Below are 11,975 nucleotides of genomic sequence, written 5' to 3'. Positions count from 1 at the left end.
TTTCAATTTCGCAGATCTGGCTGATCGGACTTGATCACAATACCACTGGTTTGTCGGGGAGTTCACTTTTTCTTTTATCAGTGCTGGCTGGAAAAAATTGCTGCAAAACCTGAGTTGACAGATCGATTCCGGCAAGAACACCTTGTTCGAATTGCCCGTGTCTAAAGGCAGTTTTCATGGTACCGCATGCCGTTTCCCAGATGGCCTGATCGACTTTAGTGTGAATACCCCGATCCGCTACGATTTCTACATCATGATCTGCCATCAGCAGATAAATCAGCACACCATTGTTATGTTCAGTATCCCATACCCGCAGCAGGGAAAAGACATCGATAGCCCGTTCACGAATAATCTGGTTTTGCAGTAACAGAGGCAGATCGAGTGAGGCTTCTACCGCAAAGACGATTTCACCTCCGTGCAGAGTTTCAGAATGTGCAATGGCCTGTTCGATTACCGTCAGCGTGGCAGGTGGAAATGCCTGTTTTATAGCTGACTGGCCTGTGATGAGGTGTCGAAGAATACGCACGGGATCCATATTTTTCCCTGGTTACCATCTTCCTGAAGCACCACCGCCCCCGAAACCACCTCCACCCCCACGGAATCCGCCACCGGAGAAACCTCCTCCAGGCCAGTTTCTGTATCCGGGCCCACCTCGATGTATGATTCTCCCGGTTTGTTCAAACAGGCTGATAACGAATATCGCAATGGCAATGAGCAAAGCAACCGCGATCGAGGATGAAATCAGCCAGGTGAGAGCACCTGCAATCGAACCCGTGATCGTGGCGCCTGCCATTCTTCCGAACATGGATTGAAGCGTTCTCCCCAATACCAGTGCAATGAACAGAAAGGGGATGATGTTTTCTACCGCCAGACTCGCTCCACCAGCCGGTTCAGATTCTGGCAGGGTTTCACCTTCGATGATGCTGATGATCTGTTCGACTCCGGCCTGTAATCCACCAAAAAAATGACCCTGCCTGAATTTTGGCACGATGATTTCATCGATGATGCGCCGGGCGAGAGCATCCGGCAGAACACCTTCAAGTCCATAACCCGTTTCGATGCGCAGGGTTCTGTCATTCTTGGCAACCAGCAGCAATACGCCATCATCGATACCTTTGCGGCCGAGTTTCCACACCTCGGCTACCCGTATCGAATATTGCTCGATGGTTTCGGGTTGCGTGGTCGGGATAATCAATAAGGCGATCTGACTGCCTTTTTTTGCTTCGAAATCGGTCAGCTGCTGTTCCAGCCGGGAAATTTCCATACTGGAGAGTGTTTCCGTCAGGTCAGTGACATGTGATTTGAGCGATGGTACGGCGATTTCGGCCAGTGCACCGTTGGCCAAGGCGAGCAGCAGTACCAAGGATAGTAGATTGATGCAGCGGATCATGACCGGATACCGCATGATTTGGCGAAAATACCGGGAGGTATCGATCATTGTGCAGTGGCAGGCGCCCCGAAATCGACTGCTGGTGGAGTGGAGAGCGCTTTTTCATTTTCCACCGTGAAGTTGGGTTTTACTTTGAACCCGAACATCATTGCAGTGAGATTGCCCGGAAACGAACGCACCGTCACGTTGTATTCCTGAACAGCCTTGATATAACGATTGCGAGCGACCGCAATGCGGTTTTCTGTCCCCTCCAGCTGTGCCTGCAAATCGCGGAAGTTTGCATCTGATTTGAGCTGAGGATAGTTTTCCGCGATGGCCAGCAGTCGCGACAACGCACCGGTCAGCTCGCCCTGAGCATTCTGAAACCGGGCAAAAGCTTCGGGATCATCGATAAGCTCCGGCGATACCTGAATACTGCCAACTCTGGAACGAGCTTCGGTCACACCCAGCAGCACCTCTTTTTCCTGGGCAGCAAAACCTTTGACGGTATTGACCAGATTCGGAATCAGATCTGCCCGGCGCTGATACTGGTTGAGCACTTCCGACCAGCTCGACTGAACCTGCTCATCGGTAGACTGCAACGTGTTATAACCACAGCCCCCCAGCATCGATACTAAAACCAGTAGAGAGGCAGGTGCCAGAAAATTCGTCAGAAAATTTAACAGTTTACGCATAGTCCTTTCTCCGATTTTTCCTGAAACAATCAATACATTTGTTTATAGAAAATCATTTCTTTCCGGCTCCGGCCCGTTTTTCTGCGATCGAGCCACCCAGACAAGGCGGGGATTCGCGTGCTGTTTCATTGCGAGCCTGCCACTCTGCAGGTGTCAGTGTATGCAGCGCCAGTGCATGAATCGAACGGATGATTTCTTGTGTCAACGTGGTATTGACCAGCCGATGACGCGCCACGAGCGTTTTGCCATCAAATGCGTCGGAAACGATCGTCACCTTGAAATGAGATTCAGATCCCTCCGGTACAGCGTGTCGATAGCTTTCGTTGATTACTTCCAGAAACTGTGGCTGCAATGATTGCAGGCTGTTCTCGATCCGGTTCTTCATCGTTGTCATTTTTACTGCGATCTCCAATTGTATCGTTGTAAATAAATTAATGGCTTCCATTGAGATTTTTTTCTGAAGAACAGGTTCAACTCGCCGTAAAACTGTCAGGTTGTTTTACATTCAGCAAATCAATATATAGAAAAATTTCATATCCTGTTGTTTATAAATTGTATTTTTATATGGCATGGTTCGTGCTTAATAGGGAATAGGGATATTCGGAGGTATCGGGTGTCACGCAAAAATAAATTTAACAAGGAGAATGCAATGCAAACATTTTTGAATAAAAAAATGGGGTCGAATATCAGAAAGGCCACTATTCTGGCGGCAGCTGTAGCTTCGCTCTCGTTTGCTTCGGCAAGCTGGGCGGATACGATTACGATAACGCGTGCCGGTGATGGCTGGATTGGTACGCACGGAACTGGAGCGATTACTGGATATTCAGGTGTTAACGCTGGTCAATTCGAGTTTAAAGTCAATAGTAGTACGAATTCCCTTTGGAATACTAATGACATATTTGGTGCTTTTTGCATTGATATTGTCAACACACTGAAACCAGGTCTGCTTACGTATACGCTTCAACCAGCGAATGGTAGTACGACTATCCCAAATGATCCAGCCTTCGCTCGTATCAATTGGCTGTTTGACAACTATGCAGGTAATGGCGGTGGTGGTAGCAATACTGGTAACGATGTCGCATTGCAACTGGCTGTCTGGGAAGTTCTGCAGGAGACAACTAATCCATTTGCTTTAACTGATGGAAACTTTACCGCGGATAGTTTTGGTGGGGCAAGGACCACGGCCAATACTTGGCTAGCTGCATTGGACGAAGCTGATGTTGCCGATGACTACAGAAGTGACAAATGGGATTTTTATTCTCTTGTGCCAGGTACTGATGCACAGGGAGTACCTAGTCAGGGATTGTTAACCTGGATTCACAAGCTTGAAGATCCTCAGAACCCTAAAGAGATCAGTGAACCCGGTACATTGCTGCTGCTATCAGCTGGATTGGGTATGATCTTCTTCAGCACTCGCCGCCGCAGCGGAACACAATTTGCTTCTCTTGCTTAAGCTCAGGTCATCATTGCTGATGTTTTAACAGGAGATTCCATGTGCGGGTTGTGTGTCTGCCCGCACATGATTTTTCCTGAAGTTGCCCCGGTTTGTTATGGTAACTGCAAGTAACAGGATGAATCTGAAGCCGGTTCCGGTTTCAGATTTTTTTTGCCCACATATCGTGGATGTCGGTATCGATAACGCGCACATCCGCCCAGTCACCGGGCTTGAGGGTTGAGGCATCATTGATGTAAACAACACCATCAATTTCCGGCGCATCGGCATAGCTTCTGGCAATTGCACCGTTTTCATCTACGGTATCCACCAGCACCCTGAATTGCTGCCCCTTTTTCGCAGCCAGACGTTGTTTGCTAATTTCCTCCTGGTGTTGCATGAATCTGGCTAGGCGTTCCTGTTGTATTTCAGGAGGAACCGGATCAGGTAGTGCATTGGCGGCCGCACCTTTGACGGGTGAATAAGCAAATGCTCCTACCCGGTCGAGCTGTGCTTCTTCCAGAAAAGCCAATAGTTCTTCGAATTCTTGCTCGGTTTCACCCGGAAAACCGACGATGAAGGTGCTGCGTAATGCGATATCCGGACAGATATCGCGCCACTGACGGATGCGTGCCAGTACATTCTCACTGTTGGCAGGGCGTTTCATCAGCTTAAGGATGCGTTCATTGGCATGTTGAAAAGGGATATCCAGATAAGGCAGGAGCTTGCCTTCGGCCATCAGTGGAATCAGCTCGTCGACATGCGGATAGGGATAGACATAATGCAGGCGTATCCAGATCCCCAGTTCTCCCAGTGCACGTGCCAGTTCAGTGATGCGAGAGCGGATGGGTCTGCCTTGCCAGAAACCGGTCCGGTATTTGATATCGACACCATAGGCACTGGTATCCTGGGAAATGATCAGCAGTTCCCTGACGCCGGCATCCACCAGATTTTGTGCTTCCTGTAACACATTTCCCACCGGACGGCTGACCAGATCACCGCGCATGCTGGGGATGATACAGAACGTGCAGCGGTGATTGCAGCCCTCGGAAATTTTGAGATAGGCATAGTGTTTCGGCGTCAGCTTGATTCCCTGGGGCGGTACTAAATCGAGATAGGGATCATGTGGCTTGGGCAGATGACGATGGATGGCTTGCATCACTTCTTCGGTTGCCTGAGGGCCGGTCACCGCCAGTACGCTGGGATGTGCCTGCCGGATCACATCTTCTTTTGCGCCCAGACAACCGGTCACGATTACCTTGCCATTTTCCGTTAGCGCTTCACCGATCGTTTCCAGTGACTCGGCCACGGCACTGTCGATAAAACCGCAGGTATTGACGACGACCAGATCGGCATCGGCGTAACTGGGTGAAATCAGATAGCCCTCAGCCCGCAGGCAGGTCAGGATTCGTTCGGAATCCACGGTGGCTTTGGGGCAACCCAGTGAAACAAAGCCGACACGTGGAATTCTGGGCGGTTGTATTGTTGCGGATGAAGCAGATGTCATGCAAATTCCCGTATGAAGTAATGATGATCCACCGCCCGATTATCAGGCGTCGGATAAACAGGCGATATGGTGCCAGCAGGAAATCCATTACACAAGGTTTCCACCCATTCAATTACGCAGGGATTATTGAATGATTGCCAGTAGAAGCGTCAACAGACACGGAGCATTCCTATTTGAGGGATTTTTACAGGGGAGAAGTAACGCAGATAGCTCGGCAAGTGACGTGGAGTGAAATTTTCTGTTCGACTTGCCGAACTACCGGTGGATAACGTTACCGTATTACCTCATTTTTTTCCGGATCGATCTTTACTTTGGTTTTTTGACCTTTGGCATCGATGATTTTTATCTCAACGATCAATTTTCCATGCTCTTGATCGACTTCAACTTCGTGAATGAGCCCCGGATTTGCAGCGACCGCAGTTTGAATCGCAGTAATGACACGATCCGCCGGCAACCCTTCACTATCAGCAAATGCATTATTGAACGAAAAAAGCAGCATGACTGCAGCGAAAACGGTAGCACTACCAATTTTCTTCATGATCATCTCCTTCTGGTTGATCTGTATAGATGTCAGTTCTTCTGTAGAGCTGACTATTCAGGATATTACTCCTGCACCTGTTTCAGATGCAAATGATTCATTCAGGCAGGAAGTATCGCAAGATGTTCTCATACGACTATTTCCGGATGGATCAAGGTCATAGCAGAGGAATAGATACAGATCTGTGATTGAAATGTCTGCATCAGATTCAGATTTTTTCCTGCCATGATGGCAGAGAAAATTGCGCATCAAACAGGTCGATATATGACTTTTTTTCCAGTTAAAGCTGCCAGTTAAAAAGTCAGTATGCGTTTGATGCGATATGCGCAGAACCATATCTGATTTATGGATTCTAATGCCATGATTATTAATATATTTTTTTGATAAAAATAATTTTAAAAAATACTTGATTCTGGAAAAATCAAGCATATAATGCGTCCCTTTAGAAATTTCTGCAGCCCATAAGGAGGTCATCATGAGAAGCAAAATAAACCTGTTTATTCAGACTGACTGGGTTCAAGTTCATATCCCCGAAACGTAGCAATTTCCAGGAGAAGCTCTCATGAAAAAATCATTCGCCGCAGTACAACAGCAAACAGAAACCAGTATCGTTTTCGATACACATCCTGAAGTCAGCATTGATCTTTCCCTGGTGGAAGCCAGGTTGAAACAGGGTTACCAGAAACCCTTCCTGCTGATCGACAGCAATATCATTCGCAACAAAGCCCGACGATTCAAGACATCCATGCCGCGCGTGCGCCCGCATTACGCAGCCAAAGCCAATCCAGATCCACGTGTATTGAAAACACTGATCGAGGAAGGTGTGGGTTTCGAGATTGCTTCAATCGCCGAGCTCGATCTTTTGATGAGCCTGGGTGTCCCGGCTGCCGAAATCTTTTACAGCAACCCGATGAAATCACGTGCCTATATCGAGTACGCGGCTGCGAAAGGCGTGGAATGGTATGTGCTGGACAGCATCGAGGAGTTGCGCAAGATCGTCAGTATCAAACCGGATGCTAAACTGTATTTGCGTATCGATACTCCCAATATCGGGAGTGACTGGCCGCTGGCAGGAAAATTCGGAACTCATCTGGTCGATGTGAGTGAGATCATCGATGAAGCGGTCAGACTGAAAGCTGATTTGGCGGGTGTTACTTTTCATGTGGGTTCTCAGTGTCGCAATCCACAGAACTGGCGGGTAGGAATCGAGCGTGCCCAGACTGTGTTTGCCAGCATGCGCGAAGCCGGTCTCAAGCCACGTCTGCTGAATCTGGGAGGGGGGTATCCGGTACGACACGTCAAGCCGATTCCTTCTATCGAGGTTATCGCAGAAGTCATCAACGAGGCTATCGCCGACTTGCCGGAAGATATTCACGTCATGGCTGAACCCGGACGTTATCTGGTCTCTGATTCAGCCTGTTTTGTATGCCGTGTGGTCGGTACAGCCACGCGTAACGGTAAACGCTGGATGTACTGGGATGCCGGAATATTCGGCGGCATCATCGAAGTGAGCGAAGGACTGCGTTACGAGATTCTGACACAGCGTAACGGCTCTTTGATTCCCTGGTCGGTTGCCGGCCCTACCTGTGATTCTGTAGACGTCCTCATGCACGATGAAATGCTGCCTGAAGATATCCAGGAAAACGATTTCATCTTTATTCCCAACGCAGGGGCTTACACAACTTCCTATGCAAGTAACTTCAATGGCTTTCCGTTACCGGATGTCGTTGTAATTTGATCACCCGGAAAATGCCATTACTGTGGAAATGGCGGCAATTCTCATACTGATCTGCCGCCATTTCTGATCAACCCAGAATGACCGTTTTAGCTGGTTTTGTCGGACGAGAGCCTATCCAGTCGTTTTGCCTTGATCGTTTCCACACATTTTGTATCACTGGTCATTTGATGTCAGCCAGGTGTAGTGGTGTCGCAGATGATCTTCAATGAAAGTACTGATAAAGAAATAGCTGTGATCATACCCGGCATGGCGGCGCAGGATGACAGACTGCCCGGCTTGCTGACAAGCCGCTTCAAAATAGCCGGGGTGCAGCTGATCCTTCAGAAATGGATCGTTCAACCCCTGATCGATCAGCGGGATCGGTAATCGGCAGCCTGATTCAATCAGTGCGGTAGCATCATGTTTACGCCAGTTTGCAGGAGATTCTCCCAGATACCGGCTGAATGCTTTCTGTCCCCAGAGACATTGAGTCGGTGCTGCGATCGGTGCAAACGCCGAAACTGACCGATAATGTCCGGGGTGGCGCAGTGCCAGTGTCAACGCGCCATGTCCTCCCATGGAATGGCCGAAAATTCCAACACGTTCAGGGTCAACCGGAAATCGGTCCAGGATAATGTCATACAATTCCCTCGTTACATAGCTCTCCATGTGAAAATATCTGGACCAGGGCGATTCTGTCGCATCAAGATAGAATCCTGCTCCCGTTCCGAATTCCCAGTCATCCGCTTCCCCCAGGATACCGGTATTGCGCGGACTGGTATCCATGCTGACCAGTATCAGACCCAATTCAGCAGCGTAACGTTGGGCACCGGCCTTGATCATGAAAGTCTCTTCTGTACAAGTCAGTCCGGCGAGGAAGAACAATACCGGGAGTCGCTGTCCTCCAGCTTCTTGGACCTGTGGCGGTTCATACACTGAAAAGCGCATCGGCAGGCCGATAATTTCCGAATGATGCTGATAGTAGCTCTGAACGCCATCAAAACAGCGATGCTGGTTCCGGGTTTCCAGTTTGACAGTCATATCACCGTTCGCTTAGAAAATGACTACTGAACGAATCGATTCGCCTGCTTCCATCAACTTGAAGCCCTCATTGATTTCTTCCAGTTTCAATGTATGTGTGATCAACGGATCAATGCTGATTTTGCCATCCATATACCAGTCGACGATTCGTGGCACATCCGAACGGCCGCGTGCTCCGCCAAAGGCAGAGCCTTCCCATTTTCTGCCGGTAACGAGCTGGAACGGACGGGTACTGATTTCAGCACCGGCTTTGGCTACTCCAATGATGATGCTGCGCCCCCAGCCTTTATGTGTGCATTCCAGAGCCTGACGCATAACTGTGGTATTACCGATGCATTCAAAGCTGTAGTCTGCACCACCGTCAGTCAGTTGTATCACAGCATCCACCACGTTTTCCACCTGGCTTGGATCGATGAAATGCGTCATACCAAATTGGCGGCCCAATGCTTCCCGTTCAGGATTGAGATCAATACCGATGATTTTGTCAGCACCCGCCATGCGTGCACCCTGAATGACGTTCAGGCCGATTCCTCCCAGTCCGAATACAGCGACATTTGCTCCGACTTCCACTTTGGCAGTAAACAGTACCGCACCAATGCCAGTAGTCACACCACAGCCGATGTAACAGGCTTTATCAAAAGGGGCATCTTCACGAATCTTTGCCAAAGCAATTTCAGGAACGACAATATAGTTGGAAAAAGTCGAAGTACCCATATAGTGCATAATGGCCTTGCCATCGAGTGAGAAGCGTGAAGTGCCATCCGGCATTAGGCCGCGTCCCTGCGTCGCACGGATGGCCTGACATAAATTGGTTTTGCGTGATAGACAGAACTTGCATTCCCGGCATTCCGGCGTGTACAGAGGAATGACATGATCCCCCGGACGGAGTGATTTGACGTCTGCACCCACTTCAACCACGATACCGGCACCCTCATGGCCAAGGATGGCGGGAAACAAACCTTCCGGATCGGCACCGGAAAGCGTGTAATAATCGGTATGGCAGATGCCCGTTGCCTTGATTTCGACCAACACCTCGCCAGTACGAGGGCCGGCGAGATCGACTTCTTCGATGGTAAGTGGCTGGCCAGCTTGCCAGGCAACTGCTGCACGTGTTTTCATTACGGGTAATCCTTTGTTGAATTTGTTGTCGAAAGCAGTCATTGTATGTAACTGATACGATCGTGCAACCTGGAGCAAAGATCCGTTTTGGATTTTCCTTCACCCTGTATGGTCCACAGCCATACGGAACAATAAAATCAGAGAAAAAAGAGAGGAACCATGAATAACCAGTCACCCATGGACAAGAAGGCGCAGATCAACTTCTGGTACGTGCTGATTGCAGTACTCAGCATTCTCTTCATCCAGAACCTTTACAATCAGTATACGCGAATAGAGCCGATTCCCTACAGCCGCTTCCAGTCTCTGTTGGAGCAGGACAAGGTGTCCGAAGTGGCCATCACTGATCAACAGATCTTCGGCAAGCTCAAGGAATCGACCAGTGAAAAATTCACCGAATTCGTCACCACCCGGGTTGAATCGGATCTGGCAGAAATGCTGGATAAGCACAATGTTACTTATACTGGTGTCGTCCAGAGTACCTGGTTGCGCGATCTGCTTTCCTGGATCGTACCGATGGCCGTTTTCGTTGGTATCTGGCTGTTTATCATCCGACGAATGAATAAAGGCATGATGGGAAGCGGCCTGATGTCGATCGGCAAAAGCCGCGCCAAGGTCTACGTGGAAAAAGAAACCAAGGTAACCTTTGCCAATGTTGCCGGGGTGGATGAGGCCAAGGAAGAGTTGGTCGAAATCGTCAATTTTCTCAAGAATCCCAAAGAATACAGCCGGCTGGGCGGACGGGCACCCAAAGGTATCTTGCTGGTTGGCCCGCCCGGTACCGGTAAAACCCTGTTGGCGCGCGCAGTGGCAGGTGAGGCAGGTGTACCGTTTTTCTCGATTTCCGGCTCTGAATTTGTCGAGATGTTCGTAGGTGTAGGTGCTGCCAGAGTGCGTGATCTGTTTGAACAGGCTCGCCAGATGGCGCCGGCAATCATTTTCATCGATGAGCTGGATTCACTCGGGCGTGCGCGCGGCGCAGGCGGATTTGGCGGCCATGATGAAAAAGAACAGACACTGAATCAATTACTGGCCGAACTCGATGGATTCGATCCTTCCAGTGGAATTGTCCTGCTTGCCGCGACTAACCGTCCGGAGATCCTGGATGCGGCCCTGCTGCGTGCCGGGCGTTTCGATCGCCAAGTACTGGTGGATCGGCCTGATAAAAAAGGTCGTCAGCAAATCCTGGGTGTTCATATTGGCAAAATCACACTGGCGCCCGATGTTGATACCGAACAGATCGCAGCACTGACACCTGGCTTCACAGGTGCTGATCTGGCTAATTTGATCAATGAGGCTGCGCTGCTGGCGACCCGGCGTGGTGGTCAGGCAGTCAGCATGGACGACTTCAATAATGCAATCGAGCGGATCGTAGCTGGCCTGGAAAAGAAAAATCGTCTGCTCAATCCGGAAGAAAGGCGTACCGTTGCTTACCATGAACTGGGCCATACCATGGTGGCACTTGCTCTGCCGGGATCGGATGAAGTACATAAAGTTTCGATCATCCCACGTGGTATTGGTGCACTTGGCTATACCATTCAGCGTCCCACCGAGGATCGCTTTCTTATGACACGCAAGGAGCTGGAAAACAAAATGGCGGTATTGCTGGGTGGGCGTGCAGCGGAAAGGTTGGTATTCGACGAGATTTCCACCGGTGCTTCCGATGATCTGGCGCGTGCTACCGATATCGCCCGTGCCATGGTTTTACGCTATGGCATGAGCGAGGCAATTGGGAATGTGGTTTATGATCGCGAACAAATGGCGTTTTTGCAACCTGGTTTTCCCATGCCCCAAAGCCGTGATTACAGTGAAGAAACTGCCAATAAAATTGACCAAACTGTACGTTCACTGCTTGATTTGGCGCTTGAACGTGCCATTAAAATTCTGGATAAAAATCGGGAACTGCTTGATCGAACTGCGCAGCAATTGCTGGAAACTGAAACACTGAATCAGCCGGAGTTACTGGAGCTGAAACGCAACTTGCGTGCGGAGGAAACCAATCCGTCAACACAGCAGAACTAAGTGGGGAATCGCGGCAGAATCTATCCAGACGATTGCATTCTGCCCGAATTCATCACCAATTTTCTTGGCGATGGAGAGGTCAATGCCCAGTGTAAGCAAACTTTCCTCGGCAGGCCATTCTCCGGAGGGATCGATACCTGTTCCCCGGTATATGTGGTTTGAATAACAGGCAAGTCTTTCATACAATCGAGCCATGGCAGACTGGTTTTCCTGGGAAGTTGCTACCTCGCTGGCCGGGTTGCAGGCAGTAACATATACCGCACTCCGATTACCGGTTGCTTGCAACAGTGCTGCCAGTGGTGCGGATTGGCAGCCAATCTGCAGAGTGACCACAGATGTATCGATCCATACCTGATACTGCGCGGCAAGGTATTTACCAATTAATTCTTCCGAAAGGGTGGATGGCATTATATTTTTATGTAAATTCCTGTGTGAAAGCTTGTTGATTTACAAATCTCTCTGATTATTTTTCATTGGTTGAATGCAAATGAAGTTTATTGTGTTTATTCTGTTAGCGATAGGATCGGGCCTGGTCAGT

Annotated in this window: 13 protein-coding genes; 3 read left to right on the top strand and 10 right to left on the bottom strand. The window is 49.4% G+C overall.

Translation table 11 applies throughout. The annotated features are described in order from the left end of the window. Positions 1-34: 34 nt before the first annotated feature. Genes HRU73_RS04840 through HRU73_RS04825 form a run of 4 tightly spaced genes read right to left on the bottom strand, consistent with a single transcriptional unit; the run spans position 35 to position 2,458 of the window. Complete coding sequence (locus tag HRU73_RS04840) at positions 35-535, bottom strand: TPM domain-containing protein (RefSeq protein WP_287399674.1); 501 nt, start codon at positions 533-535, stop codon at positions 35-37. Positions 536-547: 12 nt separating this feature from the next. Next, on the bottom strand, positions 548-1,390 hold the full coding sequence (locus HRU73_RS04835) for a TPM domain-containing protein (protein WP_276677787.1): 843 nt from the start codon (positions 1,388-1,390) through the stop codon (positions 548-550). 44 nt (positions 1,391-1,434) lie between these two features. Further along, entirely contained in the window at positions 1,435-2,064 is a 630-nt protein-coding gene (locus HRU73_RS04830) for a LemA family protein (RefSeq protein WP_287399673.1), read from the bottom strand. 52 nt (positions 2,065-2,116) lie between these two features. Next, positions 2,117-2,458, bottom strand: a complete 342-nt coding sequence (locus HRU73_RS04825) for a BolA family protein (RefSeq protein WP_011111524.1) — start codon at positions 2,456-2,458, stop codon at positions 2,117-2,119. A 219-nt stretch (positions 2,459-2,677) separates the two neighbouring features. On the opposite strand from HRU73_RS04825, the gene HRU73_RS04820 reads away from it, so the two are divergent. Further along, on the top strand, positions 2,678-3,517 hold the full coding sequence (locus tag HRU73_RS04820) for a PEP-CTERM sorting domain-containing protein (protein ID WP_287399671.1): 840 nt from the start codon (positions 2,678-2,680) through the stop codon (positions 3,515-3,517). Positions 3,518-3,659: 142 nt separating this feature from the next. Here HRU73_RS04820 and rimO read toward each other — a convergent pair whose 3' ends face one another. The 3 genes from rimO to HRU73_RS04805 all read right to left on the bottom strand — a co-directional run bounded on the left by rimO (position 3,660) and on the right by HRU73_RS04805 (position 6,018). Next, positions 3,660-5,003, bottom strand: coding sequence for a 30S ribosomal protein S12 methylthiotransferase RimO (gene rimO, locus HRU73_RS04815; RefSeq protein ID WP_287399670.1), 1,344 nt, complete (start codon positions 5,001-5,003; stop codon positions 3,660-3,662). Between the two features lie 271 nt (positions 5,004-5,274). Beyond that, complete coding sequence (locus tag HRU73_RS04810; protein ID WP_011111521.1) at positions 5,275-5,541, bottom strand: PepSY domain-containing protein; 267 nt, start codon at positions 5,539-5,541, stop codon at positions 5,275-5,277. A gap of 57 nt (positions 5,542-5,598) precedes the next feature. Continuing rightward, positions 5,599-6,018, bottom strand: coding sequence for a hypothetical protein (locus HRU73_RS04805; RefSeq protein WP_287399669.1), 420 nt, complete (start codon positions 6,016-6,018; stop codon positions 5,599-5,601). 85 nt (positions 6,019-6,103) lie between these two features. On the opposite strand from HRU73_RS04805, the gene HRU73_RS04800 reads away from it, so the two are divergent. Beyond that, positions 6,104-7,279: a type III PLP-dependent enzyme gene (locus tag HRU73_RS04800; protein ID WP_011111520.1), complete on the top strand. Its 1,176-nt coding sequence runs from the start codon at positions 6,104-6,106 to the stop codon at positions 7,277-7,279. A gap of 153 nt (positions 7,280-7,432) precedes the next feature. Here HRU73_RS04800 and fghA read toward each other — a convergent pair whose 3' ends face one another. Both fghA and HRU73_RS04790 read right to left on the bottom strand, forming a co-directional pair. After that, positions 7,433-8,299, bottom strand: a complete 867-nt coding sequence (fghA, locus tag HRU73_RS04795) for an S-formylglutathione hydrolase (RefSeq protein WP_287399667.1) — start codon at positions 8,297-8,299, stop codon at positions 7,433-7,435. A 12-nt stretch (positions 8,300-8,311) separates the two neighbouring features. Further along, the gene (locus tag HRU73_RS04790; RefSeq protein WP_287399666.1) at positions 8,312-9,418 is read right to left on the bottom strand and encodes an S-(hydroxymethyl)glutathione dehydrogenase/class III alcohol dehydrogenase; all 1,107 of its coding nucleotides are present in this window, start codon (positions 9,416-9,418) and stop codon (positions 8,312-8,314) included. Between the two features lie 177 nt (positions 9,419-9,595). Between HRU73_RS04790 and ftsH the strand changes: the two genes are divergently transcribed. Next, positions 9,596-11,437 (top strand): ATP-dependent zinc metalloprotease FtsH, encoded by a 1,842-nt coding sequence (gene ftsH, locus HRU73_RS04785; RefSeq protein ID WP_041357101.1) that lies wholly within the window; start codon positions 9,596-9,598, stop codon positions 11,435-11,437. On the opposite strand, the gene HRU73_RS04780 is transcribed toward ftsH, so the two are convergent. Next, on the bottom strand, positions 11,420-11,845 hold the full coding sequence (locus HRU73_RS04780; protein ID WP_287399665.1) for a DUF3293 domain-containing protein: 426 nt from the start codon (positions 11,843-11,845) through the stop codon (positions 11,420-11,422). The two genes, ftsH and HRU73_RS04780, sit on opposite strands and share 18 nt — an antisense overlap. Positions 11,846-11,975: the final 130 nt, after the last annotated feature.

The organism is Nitrosomonas sp. H1_AOB3, from assembly GCF_015709435.1.
GTDB lineage: Bacteria > Pseudomonadota > Gammaproteobacteria > Burkholderiales > Nitrosomonadaceae > Nitrosomonas > Nitrosomonas europaea.
This window is presented reverse-complemented; position numbering and strand designations above follow the sequence as displayed.